The organism is Streptomyces sp. NPDC051913, from assembly GCF_044593635.1.
GTDB lineage: Bacteria > Actinomycetota > Actinomycetes > Streptomycetales > Streptomycetaceae > Streptomyces.
On the sequence record NZ_JBIUCI010000007.1, the window covers coordinates 125,826 to 151,427 of the forward strand.

The 25,602-nt window shown below is 70.3% G+C and carries 21 protein-coding genes; 1 reads left to right on the forward strand and 20 read right to left on the reverse strand.

Going from position 1 to position 25,602, the window contains the following annotated elements:
• Positions 1–65: 65 nt before the first annotated feature.
• The 18 genes from ACIHIX_RS22415 to ACIHIX_RS22500 all read right to left on the reverse strand — a co-directional run bounded on the left by ACIHIX_RS22415 (position 66) and on the right by ACIHIX_RS22500 (position 21,904).
• Entirely contained in the window at positions 66–1,115 is a 1,050-nt protein-coding gene (locus ACIHIX_RS22415; RefSeq protein WP_399958830.1) for a dienelactone hydrolase family protein, read from the reverse strand.
• Entirely contained in the window at positions 1,102–2,346 is a 1,245-nt protein-coding gene (locus ACIHIX_RS22420) for a polysaccharide lyase family 1 protein (protein ID WP_399958832.1), read from the reverse strand. Before ACIHIX_RS22420 ends, ACIHIX_RS22415 begins: the two co-directional genes overlap by 14 nt.
• Positions 2,339–3,367 (reverse strand): pectinesterase family protein, encoded by a 1,029-nt coding sequence (locus ACIHIX_RS22425; protein WP_399958833.1) that lies wholly within the window; start codon positions 3,365–3,367, stop codon positions 2,339–2,341. Before ACIHIX_RS22425 ends, ACIHIX_RS22420 begins: the two co-directional genes overlap by 8 nt.
• A 1-nt stretch (position 3,368) precedes the next feature.
• The gene (locus tag ACIHIX_RS22430; RefSeq protein WP_399958835.1) at positions 3,369–4,499 is read right to left on the reverse strand and encodes a pectinesterase family protein; all 1,131 of its coding nucleotides are present in this window, start codon (positions 4,497–4,499) and stop codon (positions 3,369–3,371) included.
• 150 nt (positions 4,500–4,649) lie between these two features.
• Positions 4,650–5,984: a polysaccharide lyase family 1 protein gene (locus ACIHIX_RS22435; protein ID WP_399958837.1), complete on the reverse strand. Its 1,335-nt coding sequence runs from the start codon at positions 5,982–5,984 to the stop codon at positions 4,650–4,652.
• 39 nt (positions 5,985–6,023) lie between these two features.
• The gene (locus ACIHIX_RS22440; RefSeq protein ID WP_399958839.1) at positions 6,024–6,818 is read right to left on the reverse strand and encodes a rhamnogalacturonan acetylesterase; all 795 of its coding nucleotides are present in this window, start codon (positions 6,816–6,818) and stop codon (positions 6,024–6,026) included.
• A gap of 106 nt (positions 6,819–6,924) precedes the next feature.
• Positions 6,925–8,268: an ABC transporter substrate-binding protein gene (locus tag ACIHIX_RS22445; RefSeq protein ID WP_399958840.1), complete on the reverse strand. Its 1,344-nt coding sequence runs from the start codon at positions 8,266–8,268 to the stop codon at positions 6,925–6,927.
• A gap of 47 nt (positions 8,269–8,315) precedes the next feature.
• Positions 8,316–10,310 (reverse strand): pectinesterase family protein, encoded by a 1,995-nt coding sequence (locus ACIHIX_RS22450; protein ID WP_399958842.1) that lies wholly within the window; start codon positions 10,308–10,310, stop codon positions 8,316–8,318.
• A 42-nt stretch (positions 10,311–10,352) separates the two neighbouring features.
• A complete protein-coding gene (locus tag ACIHIX_RS22455; protein ID WP_399958844.1) occupies positions 10,353–11,858 on the reverse strand; it encodes a family 43 glycosylhydrolase in 1,506 nt (501 codons plus the stop codon).
• A complete protein-coding gene (locus tag ACIHIX_RS22460) occupies positions 11,855–12,700 on the reverse strand; it encodes a PmoA family protein (RefSeq protein WP_399958845.1) in 846 nt (281 codons plus the stop codon). Before ACIHIX_RS22460 ends, ACIHIX_RS22455 begins: the two co-directional genes overlap by 4 nt.
• Positions 12,700–13,839 (reverse strand): Gfo/Idh/MocA family protein, encoded by a 1,140-nt coding sequence (locus ACIHIX_RS22465; RefSeq protein WP_399958847.1) that lies wholly within the window; start codon positions 13,837–13,839, stop codon positions 12,700–12,702. The genes ACIHIX_RS22460 and ACIHIX_RS22465 overlap by 1 nt, the downstream gene beginning before the upstream one ends.
• A complete protein-coding gene (locus ACIHIX_RS22470) occupies positions 13,836–15,119 on the reverse strand; it encodes a polysaccharide lyase family 1 protein (RefSeq protein WP_399958848.1) in 1,284 nt (427 codons plus the stop codon). Before ACIHIX_RS22470 ends, ACIHIX_RS22465 begins: the two co-directional genes overlap by 4 nt.
• A gap of 577 nt (positions 15,120–15,696) precedes the next feature.
• Positions 15,697–16,590 carry a carbohydrate ABC transporter permease gene (locus ACIHIX_RS22475; protein ID WP_399958850.1) on the reverse strand — a complete coding sequence of 298 codons (894 nt, stop codon included), beginning with the start codon at positions 16,588–16,590 and terminating at the stop codon, positions 15,697–15,699.
• The gene (locus ACIHIX_RS22480; RefSeq protein WP_399958852.1) at positions 16,587–17,522 is read right to left on the reverse strand and encodes a carbohydrate ABC transporter permease; all 936 of its coding nucleotides are present in this window, start codon (positions 17,520–17,522) and stop codon (positions 16,587–16,589) included. Before ACIHIX_RS22480 ends, ACIHIX_RS22475 begins: the two co-directional genes overlap by 4 nt.
• Positions 17,523–17,621: 99 nt before the next feature.
• The gene (gene araD, locus ACIHIX_RS22485) at positions 17,622–19,361 is read right to left on the reverse strand and encodes an L-arabinonate dehydratase (protein ID WP_399958854.1); all 1,740 of its coding nucleotides are present in this window, start codon (positions 19,359–19,361) and stop codon (positions 17,622–17,624) included.
• Entirely contained in the window at positions 19,358–20,266 is a 909-nt protein-coding gene (locus tag ACIHIX_RS22490; protein WP_399958856.1) for a dihydrodipicolinate synthase family protein, read from the reverse strand. The genes araD and ACIHIX_RS22490 overlap by 4 nt, the downstream gene beginning before the upstream one ends.
• Positions 20,263–20,931 (reverse strand): GntR family transcriptional regulator, encoded by a 669-nt coding sequence (locus ACIHIX_RS22495; RefSeq protein WP_399958858.1) that lies wholly within the window; start codon positions 20,929–20,931, stop codon positions 20,263–20,265. Before ACIHIX_RS22495 ends, ACIHIX_RS22490 begins: the two co-directional genes overlap by 4 nt.
• A 379-nt stretch (positions 20,932–21,310) precedes the next feature.
• On the reverse strand, positions 21,311–21,904 hold the full coding sequence (locus ACIHIX_RS22500) for a TIGR03086 family metal-binding protein (protein WP_399958860.1): 594 nt from the start codon (positions 21,902–21,904) through the stop codon (positions 21,311–21,313).
• A 134-nt stretch (positions 21,905–22,038) separates the two neighbouring features.
• Between ACIHIX_RS22500 and ACIHIX_RS22505 the strand changes: the two genes are divergently transcribed.
• On the forward strand, positions 22,039–23,322 hold the full coding sequence (locus tag ACIHIX_RS22505) for an MFS transporter (protein WP_399958862.1): 1,284 nt from the start codon (positions 22,039–22,041) through the stop codon (positions 23,320–23,322).
• Here ACIHIX_RS22505 and ACIHIX_RS22510 read toward each other — a convergent pair.
• Together ACIHIX_RS22510 and ACIHIX_RS22515 are read right to left on the reverse strand one after the other, a co-directional pair.
• Entirely contained in the window at positions 23,259–24,581 is a 1,323-nt protein-coding gene (locus tag ACIHIX_RS22510; protein WP_399958864.1) for a hypothetical protein, read from the reverse strand. The genes ACIHIX_RS22505 and ACIHIX_RS22510 overlap by 64 nt on opposite strands.
• Positions 24,578–25,522: a 5-dehydro-4-deoxyglucarate dehydratase gene (locus ACIHIX_RS22515; RefSeq protein ID WP_399958866.1), complete on the reverse strand. Its 945-nt coding sequence runs from the start codon at positions 25,520–25,522 to the stop codon at positions 24,578–24,580. The genes ACIHIX_RS22510 and ACIHIX_RS22515 overlap by 4 nt, the downstream gene beginning before the upstream one ends.
• Positions 25,523–25,602: the final 80 nt, after the last annotated feature.

The window sequence follows — 25,602 nt, forward strand, 5'->3', positions numbered from 1 at the left end:
CGGGTCCTTTCGTCGTGCGGTGGGGGAAGGGTTCTCTCTGTGGCGGGAGGGGTTTTCCCGCTGGTTCACAGGACGGAGTCGAGCCAGTGGAAGACCTCGTCCTGCATCGGCTCCGTGAAGACATGGCCGAGCCCCGGCCAGATCTCGGTACGGAGCCGCTCCCCGGCGTGACGGGAGGTCCAGACGGCGCGCAGCTTGGCGTAGGCGGTCCGGACGCCCTCGGCGGGGAACAGCGGATCCTGCTCGCCGTCGAGGAAGTACATCGGCTTGGGGGCGCCGATGCTCGCCACGTCGGGGATGTCCAGGTGCCGGGCGAGCCCGGGGTGGAGCATGTAGTACGACGACTGCCCGCGCAGCGTGTTGTTGCCGGGCACCATCATTTCCTTCAGGCCGGTCATCCAGCAGACGGCGGCCGTCGCGGAGACGGCGTCGGTGAGCGCGGCGGTCTGCCAGGCGCGGAAGGCGCCCATGGAGAAGCCGAGGGCCGCGACCCCGCGCCCGCGGTTCAGGCCCGCCAGAAAGCCGGCGGCACGGGCGTCCTCGCGGGCCATGAGCCCGGCGAGGGAGGAGCCGAGGTTGTAGAAGTTGGCGGCGAGGGCCTGCTGGTCCTCGTAGGCGATCGGGCCGCGGTCGCCCCAGCCCGGCGCGTCGAGGCAGAGGACCGTGTGGCCACGCCGGGCCAGTTCGTCGCCCACGAAGCGTCCGCTGAAGTACTTGTCGGCCCAGGTCTGCGCGGCGGCGAGCCGGGTGTCGTCGTACCAGGGCCGGACGAGCTTCTCCTTGCCGATGTCGAACCTGGCCCCGTGGTCGTGGAAGAGGAGCACCGCCGGGAAGGGGCCGGGGCCGTGCGGGGTGAGCAGGGCGCCGCGGACCCGTTCGTGGCGGGTGAGGGAGAGGGTGACCAACTCCTGGGTGTAGGCGTCGGTCCGGGAACGGTCGCTGTACTCGGGTGCGTACGGCGTCTCGTCCTGCCGCTCCACGACGAGGTGCTCCTCGACCATCGCGCGGGCCGTCCGCCGCCATTCCCGGAAGTCTCGGATCGGTGACGTCCCCCAGGCCAGGGGGAAGTCGAGGTCCTTCTTCAGGTCCTCGTAGAGGCTGTCAGGCGTGGCCATGGGGCCTCCCGGCGCCGGCGTGGGTGAGGACGTGACGCTCGACTGCGGCAGCGGACTTGAGCGCCCGGTACGCGTACGCGTCCGCCGGGTTCCAGCCGACGTCGTCGGTCAGCCCGAGGCTCGCGGCGACCTTGTCGAGCCCGGCCGGGCGGCCGTCGACCCACGAACCCGTGTCGTGGAAGTGGGCGCCTCCGTAGGCGGCGAGGGTCGCGTCGTACCGGAAGACGTTGCGCTCGGAGTAGATCGCGGACTCCACGCCGACGCCGAGGGCGTAGAGCGGGGGCCGGCTCCGGGAGACGTACACGTTGTTGAGGACGTGCACCTGCCCGAAGCGGACGCGCGGTCCGCGCTGCAGGATGTCGCTGAACAGGTTCCGGGCGAAGGTGACCTTGAGGTGCCCTCGGTCGCGGTCGCCGCGGCTGTCGCCGGAGCCGATGAGGAGCGCCTTGTCGTGGTCCTCGAAGCGGCTCTCGGAGACGGTGATGTGATCGGAGCCGTCCTCGATGTCGAGCAGTCCGTCGTGCCGTTGGACGTGCTCGCCGTGGAAGCCGACCGGGGCCGCGCGGTCCGGGAAGCGGCCGTCGGTGAAGGTGCAGTGGTCGACCCAGATGTTCTTGCCGGTGATGACGGTCATCGCGTCGAAGCGGGCGTTCCAGTTGCCCTGGGTGCCGTCGTCCGGCGACCAGCTGGTGAAGTGGTCGACGGGTGCTTCGAGTCGGAGGTTCCGGACGATGATGTTCGTGCCGGTGTTGACGGTGAGGAACACGCCCAGAAGCCGGGCGTTCTCGCCGACGCCGACGAGGGTGGTGTCGCTCGGGACGGTCAGCTGGATCTGTGCCTTCTCCTTGTTGGATCCGGTCTGCCGCAACTGCCGTTGCTGCTTGCAGTAGTCGTGGCGGGTGTCGGACCAGGTGGCGCCGTCCTCGCCGAAGCAGGACATGTACTTGGCGAGGTCGTAGCCGGGGGCGTAGTCCTGCTCGCCGAGCAGCGAACCGTCGTCCGTCTCATGGCCGTTGATCGTGCCGACGACCCGGATCACCTTCGGACCGCCGGCCGCGAGGGCGTCCTTCAGCTCGGCGCGGGTGTGCACGGTCCAGGTGGTGCCGCCCGCCCCGCCGGTGGTGCCGGCGCCCCAGCCCACGGGGGTGCGATCGGCATCGGTGGCATGGGCCTGGGGCGCGCCGAGCAGCAGGCACGCCCCGGCGAGGAGGGCGGCCGACAGCCTACGCACGGGGACGCCAGTCGCCGAGGTAGGTCGCCTTGGTGTGCAACGCGGCCTCTTCGTCCGTCAGTTGCGGTCGGTTCTCCAGGACCGTGATCACCGCGCCCGGACCGGCGTTCCTATACTCCCCGAAGCGCATGGCCTGCCAGGGGTACTGCTCCCGCATGTCGGTGTAGGGGGTGACGGGGTCGATGCCGGGCCCGATGCGGGTGTCCCGGACGACGAGGGACGGCCAGGCGGTCGTCTCGTACGAGGGGACCCAGGGCCGGGCCAGCTTGTAGGCCGCGTCCTCGGCGCCGGAGGTGATGCGGGAGCGGAGCGCGAGGATGCCGTGGGGGTTGGCGCGGGCGGTGGAGGGGGCGAAGACCATGCCCTTGGGGGTGAAGGTGACGTCCCGTTGCAGGGTGTGGAAGTGGCAGTCCTCGAACACGGCGGTGGCCCGGCCGAAGACGAAGTCGACGTCCCCTTCGATGTGGCAGTGGTGGAAGTACTGCCGGTCGAAGGAGGTCAGCGCGGTCGTCTCGACGAAGAGGGTGTCCTGGTGGGCGAGGAGCCGGACGTTCTCGAAGTGGGTGCGGTCGCCGTAGGTGTACGCCGCCACCGCCTGGGTGCCGGTGATCTCGGGGTGGTCGGCGCGCAGCCAGTCGTTGGCGAGGGTGAGGTCGCGGACCAGGAGCCCCGGGGCGGCGGAGGTGAAGGTGGCCGAGCCGGCCGTGCCGTACGTGCCCGAACCGTCCGGTTTCTGCGTCCCGTTGGCGTTGTCGAAGACGATGACGGCGTCGTGCGGGTCGCAGGAGGCGCCGCGGATCGTCAACTCGGCCTTGTCGGCGGGTACGTTGACGACCTCGCGATAGGTGCCCGGGTGCACGACGATCGTCCAGCCGGGCCCGGTCACTGCGTCCACGGCGGCCTGGACGGAGTCACCCGGGCGGACGTGCAGCACACGGCGGCCGACGCCCGCGAAGGCGTCGGTGGAGCCGGCGGCCACAAGGCCCGCCGTCATTCCCGCCAGCAAGGTGCGTCGGCGCATGTCAGCACTCCTCCTTCCACGGCCGCCAGTCACCGAGATAGGCCTCACGGGTCGCCGACTCGGCCTGTTCGTCACTGAGTTGGGGTCGGTTCTCCGGGACGGTGATCTCGGCGCCGGGGCCGACGTTGCGGTACTCGGCGAAGCGCTGGTTCTGCCACGGGTAGGAGTTGGACATGTTGGTGTAGGGCGCGACCGCGTCGATGCCGGCGCCCATCCATGTGTTCCGCACGACGAGACTCGGCCGGGCGGTGGTGTCGGAGCTGGGCACCCAGGGGCGGGCCAGCTTGTAGGCGGCGTCGGGGGCCTCGCTGCTGATCCGGCTGCGGGAGACCAGGTGGCCGAGGGGGTTGGCGCCGGCCGTGGAGGGCGCGAAGACGAAGCCGTACGGGGCGGCGGCCAGGTCGGTACGGTCCAGGGTGCGGAAGTGGCAGTGCTCGTGGACCGCGGTGGCCCGGCCGAAGACGAAGTCGACGTCGCCCTCGGCGTAGCAGTGGGAGAAGTACTGGCGGGCGAAGACGGTCAGGGCGAGCGAGTCGGCGTACAGGGTGTCCTGGTGGCCGAGGAAGCGGCAGTGGTGGAAGGCGGAGCGGTCGCCCATGACCTTGAGGGCGACGGCCTGGGTGCCGCTGATGTCGGGATGGTCGGCGCGCAGCCAGTCGTTGGCGAAGGTGATCCAGCGGGCCGTGAAGCCGTCGGCCCTGAGGGTGGTGGTGGCCGAGCCGGTGGTGCCGTACGTTCCCGAGCCGTCGGGCTTCGGGGTGCCGGCCGCGTTGTCGTAGACGATGACGACGTCCCGCGGGTCCTCGGAGGCGCCGATCCAGGTGGCCTCGGTGCGGGTGGCGTCGAGGCTGACGGTCTCGCGGTAGGTGCCCGGTGCGATGACCAGGGTCCAGCCGCTGCCGGTGGTGGCGTTGACGGCGGCCTGGACGGTCGTGTGGTCGCCGCGGCCCCGGGCGTCGACGTACAGGGTGGTCGCGGTCGGCCGGGCGGCGGGCGAGCCGAACCGGCCGAAGACGCGGGCGTCGTGAGCCTGCGCGGGGGCGGCGGTGACACTGAGCGCGGCGGCGGCTCCGGCGCTCGCGATGAGGAATCCCCTTCTGGACAGGGGCGGTTCGAGATGGGGCGAGGGCATGGTGATGCTCCTAGGCTGTGCGGCTCTTCGGTGATGTGCGGGTACTTCCTCGCCGTGGGGGGTGGTGTTTCTCGGGCGTGGTGGCCGGGGCGGACGCGCTCCGGGTCGTGAGCACGACGCGGTCCGCCCCGGCCGTTCGGGTGGCGGGCGTCAGCAGGCGTTGCCGGCGCCCGCGCGGTGGTCGACGATCGCCGGGACCGCCTTGACCGGGTCGACCTTGGTGCGCAGGGTGGGCGTCCAGCCGGCGCCGGACTCCAGGGTCTCGGCCGGGATCTGCGCGTTGTGGACGGCGATCAGGTCGGTGACCGTGCCGTTCACGGTGTTGTCGGCGGCGGTCAGCGGCGAGACGTTCCATCGCTTGAGCACCTTGGCCGCGCTGACCCCCTCCGGCAGCGTGAACGCGTTGTGCTCGGCGACGAGCTGGGACTCCTTGCCGATGCCGAAGCTGTAGGCGTAGTCGTCGCTCGCCACGAAGTGGTTGTTGTACGAGTCGACCTGCCCGAAGCGGACGCGCGGCGCGCGCTCGACCAGGTTCGAGAACAGGTTGTGGTGGAACGTCACCTTCAGGTGGCCCCGGTCGATCGCCGTGGTGGCGGCGTTGTCGCTGTTGCCGATGAGGATCGTCTTGTCGTGGTCGGCGAAGACGTTCCAGGAGGCGGTGACGTAGTCGGCGCCCTTGACGATGTCCAGCTCACCGTCGTGCTGCTGGTAGAGCATGCCGAAGTAGGTCGGCGCGGCGCTGTCGGGGTGGGAGCCGTCGGTGAAGGTGTTGTGGTCGATCCACACATGGGTGGATCCGTAGACGACGGCGGTGTCGTACTCGGAGTTCCAGTTGCCCTTGTCCCCGTCGGTCGGGTCCCACTGCGGGAAGCAGTCGATCGGGCTCTCGAAGGTCAGGTTGCGGACGATGACGTTGTCGACGCCGGTGATCTGGAGGCTGGCGCCCTTGAAGCCGGCGTGCTTGCCGATGCCGACGATGGTCGTGTTGGCGGGGACGGCCGCCTTGATGACCTTGTTCTGGTTGGCGGCGGAGGCCGCCCGCAGCCCTTCCGGACTGTCGGCGGGCTCCGCGCTCAGGTCGGTGTCGAGACCCCAGGCCTCCGGTGCGTACTTGGCGAGGTAGGCGTCGAAGTCGTACCCGTCGGCGGCGAAGGCGTCACAGCCCTCGGAGACGGCGTCGATCGTCCCCTTGACCTTGATGATCTTCGGTGCGTCGCCGCCGGCGGCGAGGGCGGCCTTGAACTCGGCCCAGGTGGAGACGGTGTAGACGTGGTCGGCGTCGGCCTTGGCGCCGCCGGTGGTCCCGGTGCCGTACGACGCCCAGCCGTCGTTCGCCGCCAGGGTCTGCCGGGCGAGGTCACGGCCCTGCGCCTGGGCGCTGGGGCCGGTCACGGCGAGGACGAGGGCGGTGCAGCCGACCACGGCGGCGGCAGCGCGCGCCAGTGCGGCTACTGTGACATGCCCATGCCATCTCTGTGTGTCCATTGTGCGGCTCTCTTTTCTCGGGTCGATGAGTGAAGGCGGTTACGCGGTGGCTTCGGGCCAGGTGATCCAGGACGTGGGGATCTCGTCGTCGAGGCGGCAGACGTCCCGCGGCCGCAGCACCCCGGTCCGCAGCAGCTCCCGCACCACGAGCCGCGCCACGGCGATCGCGCCCGGCGGGTTGAAGTGCGTGTTGTCCTGCTCGGTCGCGGTCCAGTTGAAGTAGGTCTTGGTCTCCTCGACCCCGAGCCGCTGCCACAGGGCGAGGGACAGGGCCTGGATGTCGAGCAGCGCCACGCCCTCCTCCTCGGCCAGCGCCCGCATCGCCGCCGGGTAGTCGCCGTGGGTCGGCAGGGCGTTGCCGGCCGCGTCGAACTTCCGGCGCTCGACGGAGGTGGCGAGGACGGGCCGGGCACCATGGGCGCGGGCGCCGTCGATGTACAGCCGCAGATAGTCCTGGTACGTCGTCCAGGGCTCGGTGTACCGGGTCGGGTCGGCGGACTTCTCGTCGTTGTGCCCGAACTGGATGAGGAGGAAGTCGCCGGGCTGAAGCGCCGCGAGAATCACATCGAGCCGGCCTTCGTCGACGAAACTCTTCGAACTCCGCCCGTTCACCGCGTGATTGGCGACGGGCCGATCCTTGTGCAGAAAGAAGGGAAGTGCCATGCCCCACCCGGTCTCGGGAGCGGCGTCGGCGTATTTCTGGGCGGCGGTGGAATCACCGGCGATGTAGACGGTGCGTTTACGGGAGGCGGCCTGAGCGGTACCGGTGGCCGCGAGAGCGAGCGGAACGGCGGCAAGGGCCGCAGCGGTGACTTGTCTACGGGTAACGGACACAACGTGCCTTTCGTTGACGCCCTAGGGGCGCGGGGAACTGCGCGACCAACCACAACGGCCCCGCAGTCCCCCGCGGACAGAAACCACCCGAGCTCTGGGAGAAAAATCAGCCCTTCTGCGAATTCCACTCCACCTGGGCGTCGTTCAGCTGATCGGCCAGCGTGTCCAGGAAGTCCTTCGCGCTCATCTTCCCGAGCAGCACCTTCTGGAAGTTCGGCTCGTTGTCGGCCTTGGAGATGGTGCCCCAGTCAGGCAGGTAGTACGGCAGCTGAACGATCGTGGTCGACCCGTCGGTCAGCGCGGCAGCGGCCAGCTTCGTGGGCTCCGCCTTGGAGATCCACGCATCCTTCGCGGCGTCGTTGTTGGACGGCACCTGGCCCGCCGCCTCGTTGAACTTCGAGTTCTCCGCGCGCGAGGTCGCGAACTCGATGAACTTCCAGGCCGCTTCCTTGTTCTTGGAACTCTTGAACAGGCCCATGCCGTCAACCGGGTTGGACACCTGGACCCGCTTGCCGGAAGCGCCGATCGGCTGCGGAATACCGCGGAACTTCTCCACTCCCAGCGACTTCACGTGGTCCTGGTAGGAGCCCAGGTTGTGGTTGAGCATTCCGATCGTGCCGGAATCCCACTGGGCGACCATCTTGGTGAAGTCGTTGTTGAGGTCGGCGGACGGGGTGTCCTTCTTGTAGAGCGCGGCGTACTTCTTCAGCGCCTCGACGTTCTTCGGGTCGTTGACGGTGGTCTTGTCACCGTTCCAGAAGGACGTGATGCCGCTCTGTCCGTACATCGCGTCGAGCGCCTGGGCGATGGAACCGGCACCACCGCGGATGGTGTAACCGAACTCGTTCTTCTTGGCGTTGGTGAGCTTGTCCGCCGCCGCGTAGAACTTGTCCCAGGTCGTCGGCTCCTCCAGGCCCGCCTTCTCGAACAGGTCGGTGCGGTAGTAGAGCACGCCGTTGTTCGCGGAGGTCGGCACCGAGTACAGCGTGTCGTCGACGCCTCCGGCGGCCTTCAGCGAGGTGACCATGTCCTCGTTGAGCTTGCCGTTGAGCGAGGACTTGGCGAGCCGGTCGTCGAGCGGCTCCAGCACCTTCTGGGCGGAGAAGCTGGCGATCATCGCCGCGCCGACACCGCCGACGTCCGGCAGACCGCCGCCCTGGATGGCGGTCTCGACCTTGGACTGGTAGTCCGCGGAGGGGATGCCGACGTACTCGACGTCGATGTCCGGGTTGGCCTTCTCGAAGTCGGCGATGATCGCCTTCCAGGCGTCGGTGCGGACACCGCCGTTGTTGTCCCAGAAGACGATCTTGCCCTTGCCGCTGCCCTCGTCGCCCTTGTCGCCGCCGGTGCCGCTGCCGTCGTCACCGCAGGCGGTGGCGGTCAGGGCGAGGACGGAGCCCAGGGCGACGGCCACGGCGGCGCGCCTGCTTCTGCGGATGTTGATCTTCATGGGTCGGCTCTCTTCTTCTGGATCCAACTGAATATGAAGTTGTGGGGTCAGTGGCGGGTGTACGGCGCCCAGCCGTCGCTTCCCGCGAGGTAGTCGGCGACGGTGTGGGCGCGGGCGTCCTCGTCGCTCATCTGCGGCCGGTCCGCGGTGACCTCGGCGCCGGCGCCGTGGTTGCGGTACTCGGTGAAGCGGGCGTCCTTCCACGAGAAGCCGCTCATGTCGGTCCACGGCGCGGACTTCACCGCCGCGGGCAGTTCGGTGTCGCGGATCAACACCTGGGCGACGGCCTCCGGTTCACCGCCCGGGTGCCACGGCCGGCCCAGGTGGAAGGACTGGTCCGGCGCGTCGCTCACGACCTTCGACCGGGTGATCAGGAAGCCGTAGGGGTTCCCGGTCCAGGTCGAAGCGGCCGTCAGATAGCCGTTGTTGGTGGTCGAGCCCCGGCTCAGCAGCTTGATCACCGAGCGCTCGATCACCGTGGTGGCCCGTCCGTAGACGAAGTCGACGTCGCCCTCGATGTAGGAGTCGCGGACGTAGACCCGGCTGACGGTGGTCAGCTTGGGGCTGTCGGTCATCAGGGTGTCCTGGTTGCCCAGGAAGGCCGTGTCCTCGAAGACGATCCGGTCGCCGGTCGTCTTCATCGCGAGGGCCTGCTCGCCGTTCAGCTCGACCGCGGCCTCGTCGAAGTCGTTGCTGAAGGTGAGGTGGCGTGCCGTGACGTCGTTCGCGGCGATCCGCACGGTGGCGCTGCCGGTCGAACCGCCGTACGCGGCGGGTGTGTCGTAGACGATGACGGTGTCGGCGCGATCTTGTCCAGTCCCCTGCAACACAATGTTCGGCTTGGTCGCGGGGATGTACACCTTGGCCCGGTAGGTGCCGGGCGCGATCGCGACCGTCACAGGCACGGCGTTGCCATCGGGAACGGCGTCCACGGCGGCCTGCACGGTCGGGTAGTCGGCCGGGACATGCAGGGTCACGCCGATCTGCCGCTGCGGCCCGGAGAACCGCGTCACGAGCGCCGGCACCGCGACGGCCGGGTCCAGGCGGTAGTCGTAGAACTCCCGCGGGTCAAAGGCCGTGCCCCACGTGTCCGTCCGCCCGGTGGTGTTCCTCAGGATCGACCCCCGCTGCACCAACTCGGCGGTGGAGTCGGCCTGGTAGGGGTGCTGGACGCCGTCGTAGTAGCTGTTCTCGATGACCATCTTCGTCTTGCCGCGCGCCCAGTTCCCGTACGTCCACACCGGGTCGCCGTCCTTGACCTGCGAGGACAGGTAGTTGTTGTACAGGTGGGCGTAGGCGAGGTTGTCCGCCGAGGGGTTGCGCTGCTTGGTGCCGTGGAACCAGTTGTGGTCGATCGTCATCTCGGTCAGGACGTTGGTGGTCCAGCCGATCCCGAACGCCTTGTTGTGGTGGGTGAACTGGTTGTAGGAGACGGTGATGTACCGGCTGTCCTTGCGGATGTCGAGCAGCCCGTCGCCCATGTGCGTGAAGCGGTTGTGGTCGATCCAGACATGGTCGACGGTGTCCATCTGGATCGCGTCGAAGTCGGTCGTCTTGCCGTCCCAGTCACCCTCGACATAGCTGTCGCGAATGGTCAGGTTGCGGATGATGACGTTGCTGGTACCGGGGTTGAGGTGCAGTTCGCCGTGGACGATCTCGCCGGTGTCACCGACGCCGATGACCGTCTTGTCCGAGGCCACGACGATGTCCGAGCCGAAGGGCTCGACGGCTATCGACCCCGCCACCCGGATGACGTACGGCTCCTCGGCCGCCGCGTACTTGGCGAGCGAGGCCTGGTCGGTGACCGTCACGACCTTGCCGCCGGCCCCGCCGGTGGTGCCACCGGCGAGCGAGGCGAATCCGTGCGGCCGGTCGGTCCACCGGGAGGCGGCGACCGGGGCCTTCTGAGGAGAAGGCGCGTCGGCTCGCGCCTGCCCCACCGCCCCGAGTCCCAGCGCGGCGACGAGGCCGAGCACGGCGGCCAGCACCCTGCCCTGACCGGCTCCCGGTCTCGGCAAGCGCTTGCCCTGGAGTTGCGTCATTGCGGCTCCCAATAGGCGTAAAAGGCGTCCGTACGAGGTGAGTTACAGAGAAGTGATCCTGAACCGAGTGAAGGTTGCCGCGCCGGCGTGACCGTTTCCGGTGGGTGCGAGGGCGACGAGGCCGAGCAGGGCGCCCACCCAGCGCCAGGGGGTGGCGGCGAAGACGGGACCCGAGAGGTGCGGGCCGTCGCCGACGTCGTAGGAGAAGCGGCAGCGGGCGCCCGCGCCGATCTCGATCCGCAGCCGTACCCGTCCCTCGGGGGCGGGCCGGGGGTGGTCGGCGTCGCGCTCGCGCTCGGCGACACCTTCGGCGAACCGGTGCACGACCTGGACCGTGCCGTCGACGCCGCGTTCGAGGCCGATCCAGGTGAACGCGTCACCCAGGACCGCGAGTCCGGCCCGGGCGCCCGGTTCCTCGCTGTCGAGGCGGAGTTCGACCTCGACGGCGGACGGTGTGCCGGGCAGCCGCTGGGTGAGGACGTTCGGCAGCTTGCGCAGGTCGTGCGCGTCGGCCGAGCGGACACAGGTCAGCCGGAGGCCGTCACCCGAGTGCTGGGTGGCCCAGCCGTCCTGCGGGTTGGCGGTCCAGCTCCACTGCCGGCCGAAGCGTCCGCCGGGGAAGTCGTCGTCGGTGGCGGGCGCGGCGGGCGGCTGCGGCGGCAGATCGGGCTTCCTGTGCACGGCGACGGGGGCGCCCTCGTCGCCGAGGACCGGCCAGCCGTCCGCGCCCCAGCGCATCGGCTGGAGGTGGACCACCCTGCCGTAGGCGCCACGCTGCTGGAAGTGCAGGAACCAGTCCTCACCGGACGGGGTGCGCACCCAGCCGCCCTGGTGGGGGCCGTTGACGTCGGTGTCCTTCTGCTCCAGGACGATGCGCTCCTCGTACGGCCCGAAGAAGCCGCGCGAGCGGAAGGCGCCCTGCCAGCCGGTCTCCACTCCCCCGGCGGGGGCGAGGATCCAGAACCAGCCGTCGTGCCGGTAGAGCTTGGGACCTTCGAGGGTGAACCAGCCGGGTATCCGGTCGCCGTCGACGATGACCTTGCCCTCGTCGAGGAGTTCGGTGCCGTCGGGGCGCATCCGGTGGCCGGTGAGCCGGTTCTTGACGCCGGAGCGGGACTTGGCCCAGCCGTGCACGAGGTAGGCCTCGCCGGTCTCCTCGTCCCACAGGGGGCAGGCGTCGATCAGGCCCTTGCCCACCTTGAGGAGGTGCGGGCGGGTCCAAGGGCCCCTGATCCCAGGGGCGTTGATCTGGAAGATGCCCTGGTCGGGGTCGCCCCAGAAGATCCAGAAGCGCTCGTCGTGATACCTCAGGGACGGTGCCCAGACGCCGCAGTCGTGCCGTGGGGTCCTGAACTCACTCGCCGGTTCGAGGCGTTCGAGGGCGTGGCCGACGAGGGTCCAGTTGACGAGGTCGCGGGAGTGCAGCAGTGGCAGGCCGGGGGCGCGGCCGAAGCTGGAGGCGGTGAGGTAGAAGTCGTCGCCGACACGGAGGACGTCCGGGTCTGACCAGTCCGCGTCGAGAACGGGGTTGGTGTAGGTGGCGGTCACAGGCTCACCGCCTTGCGGACGAGCGCGGCGGCGGCGTCCCGGTCGAGGCGGCCGTCGGCGACGACGGTGACGACCCGGCGTACGAGGGTGTCCCCGGCCGTGATCGGCACCCGTTCGGTGTGCGCCAACGAGGAGCCCACGCCCGGGTATTCGGCGGTGCGCACGAACCACGGGTCGCGGCGGGTCTGTTCGGTGGCCCCGGCGAAGACCAGCGTCCAGCCGGCGCCGACGAGGGCGAGCCAGTCGGCACGCCGGCCGTGGACCTCGGACTCCCCCTCGGTGTCGGCGGTGAAGACGTCCGGTGTCCGCTCCTCCTTGCGGGCCCGCCAGAAGAAGCCGCCGTACGCGGCGCCGGGGCGGCCGTTGGTGGCCGGGCTGCCGATCGACAGCGGGTCGGCAGTGACGTTGGTCAGCGAGAAGGTGAAGTCCAACGCCCAGGCGGTGTCGGTGAGTTCGGTGGCCGCCACGGTCCGGCGCTCGCGCAGCAGCTCGCCGCCCGCGGCGACCCAGCGCAGCTCCTCCACGAAGCCGTCGGGGTCGCGCAGCTGGAAGGCGTTGTGCCGCTGGGCGCCATGGTTGTCGAGCTCGGTGGGGCCCTGGTCCCGGACGTAGGTGCGCCCGCCCCAGAAGTTGTGCCCCTCGACGTCGGGAACGGCGACACCGACGCCGAGGTGGTGCGGGTGGTCGGCGGGGCTGAGCTCGGTGACAGCCGTGCCGGCGAGGGTGGTGACGGGGTGGAGGTAGGGGCGCGGCGAGAGCCGGGGGGCCAGCTCGGGCCGGGTGACATAGCGGCCGACCGGGCGGCCCGCGACGCGCAGGACCGGGGTGTCGTTGGTCGTCATCAGGTGCTCACCTCTTTTGGCAGCGCCCAGGAGGCGCCGAGCTCCGAGAACAGGGCGAGAGTGTCGGCCGACGCCGCGACGAGGCCGTCGATGCCGGGGACCACCCGGCGGTCGTCCACGAGGTGCCAGGCACTGGCGGGCAGCGGGGCGGGGTCGGGGGCGGTGCGGATCGCCTCGACGACCTTCATGAAGGCGCCGGTCACGTCCGGGGGGACGATCAGGTCGGTGCCGTCGGTGAGGTGGTCGACGAGGTTCTCCAGCAGGTCGGTGCGGCCGTGCTCGTACTCCTCGGGGCCGTGGCCCGCGCGCTGGAGCAGGACACGGTCCTGCTTGTACCAGAACGTGATCCGGCCGCGGCTGCCGTGCACGAGGACGTACGGCTCGTCCGGGTGCTCGGCGCACAGCGTCGCCGCGACGGTGACCGGACGGCCCTGGGCCGTGGTGACACGGACGCACGAGGTGTCGTCGGACTCGATGTCGTTGGCGCGCAGCAGCTCGGTCCGGATGTCGGTGACGTCCTCGGCGCGGGTGGAGCCGTTGAGGGCGAGGCCGGTGGCGACGGCGTGCGCGAGGGGATTGGTGAGGGCGCCGTCGATGACGTCGACGCCGTTCAGACGCCGCTTGCCGGCCCAGGGGGCGCGCCGGTAGTAGGACTCCGGGCGGGCCCAGGCGCCGGCGCCGCCGATCCCGGCGATCTCCCCGATCGCGCCCTCGGCGATCAGCCGCCGGATCGCGGGCACGGCGTGCGAGCCGAGCGACTGGAAGCCGATCTGGCAGACCACCCCGGCGGCGGCGACGCCGTCGGCCATCCGCCGGAACTCCGCGTACGACGGCGCCGGGGGCTTCTCCAGGAGGAGGTGCACACCGCGCCGCGCCGCTTCCAGCGCCAGGTCGGTGTGTGTCGGGATCGGCGTGCAGATGACCGCGATCCGGGCGCCGGTGGAGTCGAGCAGGGCACCGAAGTCGGCGGACTGCTCGGGCGTGCCGAGCCCTTCGGGGATCTCCGTGGGCTCCAGCGGCGTCAGCTCGCAGATGCCCGCGAGCCGGACGATCCCCTTGTCCTGGAGCCGGCGGATGTTCTCCAGGTGCCAGTGGCCGTGGCCGCGTGCTCCCGCCAGGACGATGTCTACGGTGCTCATGGGATCCTCCCTGCGCCCGCGCCGCGTGCCACCTCTCGGTCGGCCGCTTCGGCGCTGTCGATCTTTGTGTGCAGGGTAGGCGTCCAGCCGACGTCGGCCGTGAGGTCGCGCTCGCTGCCGGAGTTGTAGGCGTTGTAGATGGGCAGCAGGTCGACCGGGAAGCCGTTGAAGAGGGTGCCCTCGTCGTGCAGGGCGGTGCCGTTCCAGCTCTTGACCAGGTCGGCGACCTCGATCCGGCCGAGGGTGGTGAAGGCGTTGTTCTGGGCGTAGACGCCGGACTCGGTCGACACGCCGAGCGAGTAGCGGTAGTCGTCGCCGGGGACGACGTACCGGTTGTTGTAGACGTGCACCTGCCCGAAGCGGACGCGGGGCGCCCGCTGTACGACGGACTCGAACTGGTTGTGGTGCAGGGTGACCCGGAGCCTGCCGCGATCGCCGGTGGCCGAGTCGCTGTTGCCGATCAGCATGGCCTTGTCGTGGCCGGAGAACCTGCTCCAGGAGACGGTGACCAGGTCGGAGCCGTTGGTGATGTCCAGCAGGCCGTCGTGGCGCAGGTGGTTCCGGCCGAAGTAGGTGGGCTCCTTCTCGTCCGGGTGGCCCTTGTCGCTGAGGGTGACGTGGTCGACCCAGACGTGGGTCGAGCCGGTCAGCCAGATGTTGTCGTACGCCGTCTTCCAGTCGCCGAGGCCGCCGGTGTTGGGCTGCCAGACGGGGAAGCAGTCGTAGGCGTCGCGGGAGTCGAGGTTGCGGATGACGACGTTGGTGGCGTTCTTGACCTGGAGGTTGGCGCCCTTGAGGACGGCTCCCTCAAGGCCGACGATCGTGGTGTTGGAGCCGACGGTGAGCGTGACCCGCTCGGCCTGCTTCGCGGCGGAGGCCTGACGGGCCTCCTCCTGGGGGCCGCTGGGCTTGGCGGAGCCCCAGGTGCGGGGGTCGTACGCGGCGAGGTAGGCCTTCAGGCTGTAGCCGCCGGTGGCGTAGTCGGCGCAGCTGAGGTGGTCGCCGTCGGCGTCGGTGTTGGCGTCGACGGTCCCGGCGATCTTGATGATCTTCGGGGTGGCACTGCCACCGTCGAGCGCCGCGACGAGCCCGGTCCGGTCGGTGACGACGTACACGTGCTCGGCGTCGGCGGCGGACCCACCGGTGGTCCCCACGCCCTCGGACGCCCACCCGTCGTTCACGGGCAGCGTGTCACGGCTGATGTCACGGGCGTCGGCGTGAGCGGGGACGCAGAGCAGCCCCAACACCCCCACGACCGCCCCGATGTGTCGGATCCTCATGCCCACACCTCCCTGAGCGGGCCCGGCGGGTTCCGGTGCGGTCCGGTAGCGCTCCGCAGGGGAGCGGGCCGGTACTGACAGGCGGCGCCACCACGGTGCACGACCAGCCACGACCGTGCCCCGGGCCACTGAACAGCCGCTCCGACAGACCCCCCGTCGACCCCACCCCCCACCGCCACAGACCGACCACCGGCCGCCACCGGAACGCCGCGGTGAACACTCCGGACGTCCATGCGCTCGACAAGGCCGGAGCAATACGCACCGCCCCCGCCGGAAGCAACCAGCCACGACAGGGCCCCGGACGACCGACGAACAATCGCGGTGACTCCACCGAGCCGCCTGGCACCGAACCCGCACACCCACAACGTCCAGGCCCGGTCAGCAGCCGCTCCGACAGACCCCCCGTCGACCCCACCCCCCACCGCCACAGACCGACCACCGGCCGCCACCGGAACGCCGCGGCGAACACTCCGGACATCCATGCGGTCGGTGCGGTCGGGGAGCCCCGGGCCCAGGGCCGGCCGCAGGGTCCGGCGGAAGCCCGGCCGCGTGCCACCGCGCACGATCTGGTGGCGCCTCATCCCTTCACCGCCCCCGCGCTGAAGCCGGTGATCAGCCACTTCTGGATGAAGGCGAACACCAGGACCACGGGTACGGCCGCGATGATGCCGCCCGCGGCGAGTGCGCCGAGGTCGACGCTGTCCGCGCCCATCAGGGTGTTGAGGCCGACCGGGATGGTCTGCTTCTCCGGGTTGTTGAGGAACATCAGCGCGAACAGGAAGTGGTTCCAGGAGTGCACGAAGGCGAAGGAGCCGACGGCGATCAGACCGGGCCGCAGCAGCGGCAGGACGACGATCCGGAACGCGGTGAAGCGGTTGCAGCCGTCGACCCAGGCCGCCTCTTCCAGGGAAGGCGGCACGTTCTTGATGAAGTTGCTGATCAGGATGATCGACAGCGGCAGCTGGAAGACCGTCTCGGCGATGATCACGCTGCCCAGCGAGTTGATCATCTGGATCTTGGCGAAGATCTCGAACAGCGGCACCAGCAGCAGCGCGCCCGGCACGAACTGGGAGCACAGCAGGCCCAGCATGAAGGCCTTCTTGATCTTGAAGTTGAACCGCGCCAGGGCGTAGCCGCCGGCCAGCGCGACCAGGGTCGTCATGATCAGGGTGGCGACGCCGACGAGGACGCTGTTCTGGAAGTACGTGCCGAACTCACGCTCGGTCCACACCTTCTCGAAGTGGTCGAAGGTCATCGGCCAGGGCACGAGCGAGGTGGATCCGGTCGGGCGGAACGCGAAGAGCAGGATCCAGTAGAACGGGATCAGGGTGAAGAGCAGGTAGATCCCCAGCGGCAGATAGATCTGCCAGCGGGGCACGTCGTCCCAGGAACGCTCCTTGCCCTTGGTCCGGGGCGGCGGCGGGGACTTGCGGACCTCGGACACGACCGGGGTGGCTTCCTTGATGCTCACTTGTCCTCGCCTCCGAACTTGCTCAGGCGCAGATAGACCATCGAGCAGAAGAGAAGAATCACGAACGCCACCGCGGTCAGGGCCGACGCGTAACCGAAGTTGTGCGCGTCGACGCTGGTGTTGGCGATGTAGAGCGGGAGGGTCGTCGTCTCGCCGGCGGGTCCGCCGCCGGTGAGGGTGTAGAGCAGGTCGACGTTGTTGAACTCCCAGACCGCGCGCAGCAGCGTGGACAGCACGATCGCGTCCTTCAGATGCGGCAGTGTGATGTGCCAGAACTGCTTGAGGCGGCTGGCCCCGTCGACCTCGGCGGCCTCGTACAGGTCCCGCGAGACCGACTGGAGGTCGGCGAGGATGAGGATCGCGAAGAAGGGGACCCCGCGCCACAGGTCGGCGACGATCGCCGCCGGGAACACGGTCGAGGTGTCCGACAGCCAGCTGGTGCCGTACGACCCGATGCCCATGTCGGCGAGGTAACGGGTGATACCGGTCTGGGAGTTGTAGAGGAGCACCCAGATCGCGGAGGTCAGCACGCCGGAGACGGCCCACGGCGAGAAGACCATCGCGCGGCCGAGCGCCCGCCCGACGAAGGTCTGGTTGACGATGAGCGCCAGCGCGAGCCCGAACAGCAGCTGAAGGCCGACCTCGACGAAGACCCACTTGGCGCTGAAGGTCAGCGTGTCCCAGAAGGCCGGGTCGTCGGTGAAGATCTTCGTGAAGTTGTCGAAGCCCGCGAAGCCGTTGCGCCATGGCTTGGTCGGGTTGTAGTTCTGCAGGCTGTAGTAGAAGACGCTGATGACGGGGTAGGCGATGAAGCCCAGCATGAGCAGGGCCGCCGGCGCGATCAGCAGGTAGGGAAGCCTGCGCGGGGTGGCGGAGGCACGGCGCCGCCGGGGTGGCGCGGGCGGTTTCGCCACGGCTGCGGCTTGGGCCATGACTGTTCTCCGATCAGTTCAGTACGTGGTGCGGGAAGCGCTTTCTCCTGGCGCAGGGTTGTGCGAAGCCCGTGAACGAAAGGGCCTTGGTGCTCGCGATCAGCTCGCGTAGGGGTCCTGCACGGTGCCCTTCCGGGCGAGGAACTCGAAGTCGCAGCCGGTGTCGGCCTGCGTGATCTGCTCGTTGTAGAGGGCGCCGTAGCCCCGCTCGTAACGCACGGGCGGCGGCGTCCAGTCGGCCCGTCGCCGCGCCAACTCGTCCTCCTCCACATGGAGATGGAGGGAACGCGCCTCGACGTCCAGAGTGATCAGGTCGCCGCTGCGCACGAGGGCCAGCGGTCCGCCGACGTACGCCTCGGGCGCCACGTGCAGGGCACAGGCGCCGTAACTCGTGCCGCTCATCCGAGCGTCGGAGATCCGGACCATGTCCCGCACACCCTGCTTGAGCAGATGGTCGGGGATGGGCAGCATGCCGTACTCGGGCATGCCCGGACCGCCCTTGGGCCCGGCGTTGCGCAGCACGAGCACACTGTCGGCGGTGATGCCGAGCGACGGATCGTTGATCGTCCGCTGCATGGTCTTGTAGTCGTCGAAGACGACCGCGGGACCGGTGTGCTTGAGCAGATGCTGCTCCGCGGAGATGTGCTTGATGACCGCGCCGTCCGGACAGAGGTTGCCGCGCAGGACGGCCACCCCGCCCTCGCTCGCGACCGGGTTCTCCCGGCCACGGATGACGTCGTCGTCGTGGACGACCGCACTCTCCAACTGCCCGCCCAGCGTGCCGTTGACGGTCGGCCGGTCCAGATGGAGCAGATCGGTGATCCGCGACAGGAAGCCGGGCAGGCCGCCGGCGAAATAGAAGTCCTCCATGAGGTACGTCCGGCCGCCGGGCCGCACGTTCGCCAGCACCGGGACGGTACGGGCGATGCGGTCGAAGTCGTCGAGGGTGAGCTTGATCCCCGCCCGGCCCGCCATCGCGATGATGTGGATCACCGCGTTGGTGGAACCGCCCAGCCCCAGCACGGTGGTGACGGCGTCCTCGAAGGCCTCACGGCTGAGGATCTCGGACGGCTTCAGCGCGGTCCAGGCCAGCTCCACGGCCCGGCGTCCGGAGGCGGCGGCCATCCGCTCGTGCCCGGAGTCCACGGCCGGGATCGAGGAGGCACCGGGCAGCGTCATGCCGAGGGCCTCGGCGGCCGCGGTCATGGTGGACGCCGTACCCATGGTCATGCAGTGACCGGGAGACCGCGCCAACCCACCCTGCAATTCCCGGAGTTCGCAATCCGTCAGGTTCCCGGCGCGATGCTCGTCCCAGTACTTCCACATGTCGGTACCGGACCCGAGCGTCTCACCGCGCCAGTGCCCGGGCAGCATGGGTCCGGCAGGGACGAAGATCGACGGCACGTCAGCCGAGGTGGCCCCCATGAGCAGGGCGGGCGTCGACTTGTCGCAACCACCGAGCAGCACGGCCGCGTCGATCGGATACGACCGCAGCAGCTCCTCGGTCTCCATCGCGAGCAGGTTGCGGTAGAGCATCGGGGTCGGCTTCTGGTAGGTCTCCGACAGTGTCGCGACCGGAAACTCGAGCGGAAATCCCCCGGCCTGCCACACCCCCCGCTTGACCGCCTCGGCACGCTCGCGCAGATGCACATGACAGGGATTGATGTCGGACCAGGTGTTGAGAACGGCGATGACCGGACGCCCCCGGTACTCCTCCGCCTCATAACCCAGCTGCCGCATCCGGGCGTTGTGCGACCAGGTGCGCAACTGCCCCTCGGTGCCGTACCACTGATGGCTGCGGAGTTCCTCGGCGCTCAACCGCTTTCTGCTGTCCGTCATATCGACCACCCGGCGGCTATGGCGGCGACCTCGTCCCGCTCGTCCTCCGGCAGCGGCTTGCTCGGCGGCCGGACATCGCGGCGGCACAGCCCCAGTGAGGCGAGAGCCTCTTTGACGACGGTGACGTTGTTGGCGGAGCCGTTGGCCGCGCGGAGCTCCTCGAAGCGGCGGATCTGCTCCCAGACCTTCATCGCGGCCGGGTAGTCACCGGATCGAAGCGCTTCGATCATGTTCAGCGAAACGGCCGGGGCGACGTTCACCAGCCCCGAGGTGAACCCGGTGGCGCCCGCCGAGAAATAGGAAGGGGCGTAAGGCTCGGCGAGGCCGGCGACCCACACGAAACGCTCCAGCCCCGCGTCCCGTGCGAACGCGGCGAACCTCGACGCATCCGGAACGGCGTACTTCACACCGATGACGTTCGGGCAGGAGTCGGCCAGCTCGGCCAGCCGCAGACCGCTGAGCTGCGCGTTGCGGATGTAGGGCACGACACCCAGCTCGGGCACGGCCTCGGCGATGGCGCGGTGGTAGTCGACCCAACCACCCTGGGAGACGTACGGGTGAACGGGCTGGTGGACCATCACCATGGCAGCGCCCAGCTCCCGGGCATGCCGCGCGGAGGCGACAGCGGTGGGCACGTCATGACCGACACCGACGAGGATCACCCCACGCTCACCGGCCTCGTCGATCGTCATCTCGGTGACGAGCTGCCGCTCCTCGGGGGTCAGGGCGTAGAACTCGCCGGTGTTCCCGTTGGGAGTGAGCGTCCTGATCCCCCCGTCGAGCAGACGACGCAGCAGGGCCCGGTGGGCGTCCTGGTCGACGGAGCCGTCCTCGGCGAAGGGTGTCACCGGGATCGCGACCACGTCGGCCAGGGCGGCCCGCTGGGTCTCGAACGTCGTTGTCATGCCTGACCGTCCTCTCCCTGGGCCTCGGACTCGGCGTCCGGGAAGGCCCGTTGCACGAACGACGCGATGTGCGCGTGGAGGGCACGACCGGCGCCGTCCGCGTCACCGTCGAGGGCGAGCCGCAGGATCTCGCGATGCTCACCGGCCTCCCGCTCCCAGGAGGGCGAGGCCGCCCAGGCGACGGCGGAGACGAGGGCGGCCTGGTCACGGACCTCGTCGAGCATCCGGCCCAGCAGCGGGTTGCCGCACGGCAGATACAGGGCGCGGTGGAACTCCCGGTTGGCCAGCGACCGTTCGGCGGTGTCGGTGGCCTGGTCCGCACGGGTCAGCGCGTCCCGGGCCTCGTCGAGGGAGGCCCCCCGCTTGACCGCCCGCTTCAACGCCTCTGGCTCCAACAGCAGCCGGACGTCGTAGACCTCGCGCGCCATGTCCGCGTCCACCATGCGCACCGTGACGCCCTTGTACTGGCTCATCACGACGAGCCCGGTACCGGCGAGGGTCTTGAGCGCCTCGCGCACCGGGGTCTTGGAGACCCCGAACTGTGCGGCGAGATCGGTCTCGACCAGCGCCTGGCCGGGCGTCAACTGCCCAGTGAGGATGCGGTGTTTGATCGCGTCCAGCACGAACTGCGTGCGGGACGGGATCGGCGTGGGCACAGAGGTCATGCGCGCCTCTCGGAAGTCACGTACCAGATGTCGGGCACCTGGTCTCGCGTATCTGATCTCGCGTATCGCGTCTCATATATGACGTACGAAGTACGACGCGTTGAAGGTAAGAGGGGGTAAGGGTTTCGTCAATGCTTCCGACAGAGAAAGTTGAGGTTGCTCACACCTCGGTTGGCGCGGCGCCCATGCGCTGCCGCAGCGGCAAGTCCGGCGACTGCGGCAGCGTCGTGGTTGGTCGCGCAGTTCCCCGCGCCCCTGGGGCGTCACCCGCAGCCGCGTTCGAACGCGAGGGGACGTGTCGGGGGGTGTCCGCCCGCAGCGGTTGGCGCGTCAACACGGGCGCCCCTTTACGAAACCGAACCGCGCACAGCGCGCCGGCTCAGCGCTGCCCCCTCCACCCCGGCTCCCGCCCGCTCAACCCGACCGTCCGCTCCAGCAGCGTCGCATCGTCCGAAACCGAGATCACCGGACCGAAGATGCCACCACCCCGACTGGGGTCCTCCGCGGCGGCCAGGAGAAAGTCGTATGTCGCCTGGAGCGCGGCGGGGTCGGGCTCGTACCGCTGACCGGTCGCGACAGCCAGGTCCCAACCATGGATCACCAGTTCGTCGACCGCGACGGCGCCGCCGACCTCACCGGGCAGGTCGACACCGCCGGCCCGGGTCATGCCGGTCCAGGCGGCCGGGTCGCGCCACGCGTCGGCGAGCTCGGCCAGCACCTTCGGCAGTTCCTCCCGCCAGCCAGGGCCGATGTCCGGAAGCGAGGCGGTCGGCGGAGTGTCGGTCGTGGCGCCGAGATCCTTACGGGCGGCGTCACGGAACGCGCCGGACAGATGGAGCAGATGGCCCAGGACATTGCGTACCGCGTACTCGGGACACGGCGTCCCGTCCGCCAGCTGCTCGTCGGTCACGGCCTCCGCGAGGCGTGCCACGACACGGGTCTGCGGTCCGAGATCCAGGGGTGCGTCGGTCATTCGCTTCTCCTCAGAACGTCGTCTGAGGGGTGGACCGCCCCCGCCTCCAAAACTCATCGCCGCCCGCCGATCCCGTTTTTCTAAGGCACCTTCCCCATCCCCCCACCCCCTCCTTAGCCCCACGATCAACAGACATGACACCCCCACCGCCCCCGACGCCCCCGACGCCCCCGACGCCCCCGACGCCCCCGAAACGCCCGCTCCCCCGCCCCCTCCTCCACGACCACAACGCCCGCCTCTACCTCACCGCGGTCATCGTCTCCGGCTTCGGCACCTCAGCCCTCTGGCTGGCATCCGGCGTCTGGGTCAAGGACCTCACCGGCTCGAACGGCCTCGCCGCGCTGTGCGCGCTCGCGATGTGGGCCCCCACCCTCGCCGGCCCCGCGCTCGGCACACTCGCCGACCGCGCCCGCCGCAAACCGTTGCTCATCGGCGCGAACCTGCTCCTGGCCGCCCTCCTGCTCACCCTCGTCACCGTGAACTCCCCCGGCGACCTGTGGCTCCTCTTCGCGGTGCTCTTCGTATACGGCGCGACCGGCGTCGTCCACGACGCCGCAGAGTCCGCCCTCGTCACCACCGCGGTCGACCGCACCCTCCTCGGCGACTTCAACGGCCTGCGCATGTCGGCCACGGAGGGCATGAAGCTGCTCGCGCCACTCGCAGGGGCGGGCCTGTACGCGGCGTACGGCGGCCCGGCAGTCGCCGCCCTGGACGCCGCCACCTTCCTGGCCGCCGTAGGCCTGTACACCCGTCTGCGCGTCCACGAGCCCCGCCCGGAACGCTCCACCCTCACCTGGCGCGCACAGACAGCGGAGGGCGCCCGCCACCTCTGGCGGCACCCCCGACTTCGCCCGCTCGTCCTGGCCGGCGGCACCACCATGCTCTGCGCAGGCCTCAACGGCGCGATGATCTACGCCGTCGTCGACGACCTGGGCCACTCCCCCGCGTACACCGGTGTCCTGTACGCCGTCCAGGGCGCCGGTTCCCTGACGGTCGGCCTGCTCTCCGGCCCCGCGCTGCGGCACCTCGGCGAGCGCCGGTTCGCGGCGTACGGCATCGTGGTGACGGCCGTCGCGGTGGGCCTGCGGGCGATACCGGCCGACCCACTGGCGCTGGCGTGCAGCGCGGCGATCGGCCTGGGCCTGCCCTGTGTGCTCATCGCCGTGCTCACCGCCGTGCAACGGGAGACCCCGGACCCGCTGCTCGGCCGTACCGTCGCCACGGCCAACACCTTGGTGTTCGCGCCGAACGTCCTCGGTCTCGCCGCGGGCGCGGTACTGGTCGAACTGGTCGGCCTACGCGCCCTGTTGCCGATCCTGGGCGCGGTGTGGCTGGCGACCGCCCTGCCGCTGCTTCACACCTCGGCGAGGGCCGACCGCACCGCCTCCAGGTCCGCGTCCGACGCCAACCCGGCGTGATAGAGCCGCAGCTCCGTCGCCCCCAGCTCACGCGCGCATGCCGCGTCCGAGGCGAGGGTGGCGGGGCTGCCGCCCATGCCGGAGACGACGGTGAAGTTGGCTGCGACGACGGACCCCCGAGACTCTCCGGACCCGACGGACCCGACGGACCCGACGGACCCGACGGACCCGACGGACCCGACGGACCCGACGGACCCGACAGCCCCGACAGCCCCGACAGCCCCGACAGCCCCGACAGCCCCGACAGCCCCGACAGCCCCGACAGTCTCCCCGGCCCCCCCGCCCGCTTCCACGAACGGCGTCAGCAGGCCCGGCCCGCCCGCGCAGGGCACGACCACGCCGTCCGCGACGGACAGGATGTGCGCCGGGTCCACGCCGGCGTTGGCGCCGACGTGGTACGAGACGGGGTCGGCGTGCAGCAGGATCTGGAAGCCCTCGGGAGCGGCACCGCGCACGGCCGTCACGGCCGCCTCCTGGAGCGTCCGCGCGGTGTCGTCGCGCCACGCGCGCGTGGCCGCCGCCGTCGACGCGCCGAGGAGCTTCTCGACGCCGGTCCAGCCCCCGTCGGAGGGCGCCCCCTGCCACACCGGGACCAGCGCGGTGCGCACGGCGGCCGCCAGCTCGTCGGCGTCCAGGCCCTGGGCGCCGTAGCCCTCCCGGCAGGTGGGGCAGAAGCAGAGCGCCATCAGGTACAGGCCCGCGTCGCCGAGGCCGACGCCGCCGGTCTTGTCGTGGGCGTGCAGATGCTGGAGGCCGTACCAGCCGAGGGACTCCAGTTCGGTGCCGTGCGCGCCCGGCCGTACCGCCGCCTCGGCGGCCAGGTCGACGAGGTAGGCGCGCGTGGCGGGCTGGGCGATGCACGGGGCCCATGGGTAGCGGTCGCCGTAGGCGTTGACGACGGAGGTGCTCGGATGTTCGGCGCCCAGGCGGGAGTTGTGCGCGAGGACCACCCAGGTATGCACGTCGAGGCCCGCGTCGGTGAGCGCGGCGGCGGCCTCGCCGAACGCGTCGCCGGGTGCCCAGTCACCGGCCGCGTAGGGACGCAACTGCCGTCCCTGCCACCGGTCGTCGGTGGGGTAGAGCACCGCCGCGTGCTCGGCGGTGACGATGCGGTGGCGCGGGTGGCGGGGGGTCAGCGCGCGCGTGGAGTGGTAGGCGGAGGCGAGTGTCGCCTGCTGGACGCCGGTGGCCGCGATGGTCGCGGCGGCCCGCGGATCTCCGTTGACGTCCCAGGGGTAGACGAAAGTCGACGCCTTCACTTGGTCTCCTCCTTCAGCAGCGCGTACCCGCGTTCGATGATCTGCGCGAGCTGCTTCACATGGTCCTCGGTCGGCTCGTGGAGCGGCGGCCTGACCTCCCCCACGTCGAGGCCGCGCAGCCGGACCCCCGCCTTGACGAGGGCGACGGCGTACCCGCGGCCCTGGGCGCGCAGTTCGACGAAGGGGCGGTAGAAGCCGTCGAGCAGACGGTCCGCCGTCGCCCGGTCCCCCGTCTCCAGCGCCCCGTGGAAGGCGAGGGCGATCTCGGGCGCGAAGCAGAACACGGCGGAGGAGTACAGAGGCACCCCGACGGCGCGATAGGCGAGCTGGGTCAGCTCGGCGGTCGGCAGACCGTTGAAGTAGAGGAAGCCGCGCGGGACCTCGCCGCGCACGGCGCTCACGATCCGCTGCATCAGGTCGAGGTCGCCGAGTCCGTCCTTGAGGCCGACGATCCCCGGTGTGCGGGCCAGGTCGACCACGGTCTCCGGGGTGAACACGGCGTTGTCGCGCTGGTAGACGACGACGGGCAGCGCGGTGGCGGCGGCGATCTCCCGGTAGTGCCGCAGCAGCCCCTCCTGCCCGGCGAGCACCAGGTACGGCGGCAGGGCGAGCAGCCCGTCCGCGCCGGCCCCCTCCGCGAGCCCGGCGTACCGCACGGCGAGCGCGGTGCCGTACCCGACGCCCGCGACGACCGGCACCCGTCCCGCGGTGGCCTCCACGGCGGCCCGGACCACTGTCGCGAACTCCTCGGGCGTGAGCGCGTGGAACTCCCCGGTGCCGCAGGCGGCGAACACGGCGGCGGCGCCCGCCTCGACGCCCTGACGCACATGCGTGCGATAGATGTCGAGGTCGACGGAGCCGTCGGGTCCGTAGGCGGTGACGGGGAAGAACAGCGGCCCGCTGGGGATGCCGAGTCGAGCGGCGAGGTCGGCAGGCGTCACGGGCACTCCCTAGAACGAGTAACGGCGGCGGGGGAACGAGAAACAGCGATGTGCGGGATTCTGATCGAAGTTTACATTTA

Coding starts and splice junctions, on each gene's coding strand:
- ACIHIX_RS22480 (WP_399958852.1), bottom strand. CDS start 17,522: ATGGCCCAAGCCGCAGCCGTGGCGAAACCGCCCGCGCCACCCCGGCGG.
- ACIHIX_RS22435 (WP_399958837.1), bottom strand. CDS start 5,984: ATGGACACACAGAGATGGCATGGGCATGTCACAGTAGCCGCACTGGCG.
- ACIHIX_RS22500 (WP_399958860.1), bottom strand. CDS start 21,904: ATGACCGACGCACCCCTGGATCTCGGACCGCAGACCCGTGTCGTGGCA.
- ACIHIX_RS22505 (WP_399958862.1), top strand. CDS start 22,039: ATGACACCCCCACCGCCCCCGACGCCCCCGACGCCCCCGACGCCCCCG.
- ACIHIX_RS22415 (WP_399958830.1), bottom strand. CDS start 1,115: ATGGCCACGCCTGACAGCCTCTACGAGGACCTGAAGAAGGACCTCGAC.
- araD (WP_399958854.1), bottom strand. CDS start 19,361: ATGACGGACAGCAGAAAGCGGTTGAGCGCCGAGGAACTCCGCAGCCAT.
- ACIHIX_RS22470 (WP_399958848.1), bottom strand. CDS start 15,119: ATGAGGATCCGACACATCGGGGCGGTCGTGGGGGTGTTGGGGCTGCTC.
- ACIHIX_RS22425 (WP_399958833.1), bottom strand. CDS start 3,367: ATGCGCCGACGCACCTTGCTGGCGGGAATGACGGCGGGCCTTGTGGCC.
- ACIHIX_RS22430 (WP_399958835.1), bottom strand. CDS start 4,499: ATGCCCTCGCCCCATCTCGAACCGCCCCTGTCCAGAAGGGGATTCCTC.
- ACIHIX_RS22495 (WP_399958858.1), bottom strand. CDS start 20,931: ATGACCTCTGTGCCCACGCCGATCCCGTCCCGCACGCAGTTCGTGCTG.
- ACIHIX_RS22490 (WP_399958856.1), bottom strand. CDS start 20,266: ATGACAACGACGTTCGAGACCCAGCGGGCCGCCCTGGCCGACGTGGTC.
- ACIHIX_RS22465 (WP_399958847.1), bottom strand. CDS start 13,839: ATGAGCACCGTAGACATCGTCCTGGCGGGAGCACGCGGCCACGGCCAC.
- ACIHIX_RS22450 (WP_399958842.1), bottom strand. CDS start 10,310: ATGACGCAACTCCAGGGCAAGCGCTTGCCGAGACCGGGAGCCGGTCAG.
- ACIHIX_RS22445 (WP_399958840.1), bottom strand. CDS start 8,268: ATGAAGATCAACATCCGCAGAAGCAGGCGCGCCGCCGTGGCCGTCGCC.
- ACIHIX_RS22460 (WP_399958845.1), bottom strand. CDS start 12,700: ATGACGACCAACGACACCCCGGTCCTGCGCGTCGCGGGCCGCCCGGTC.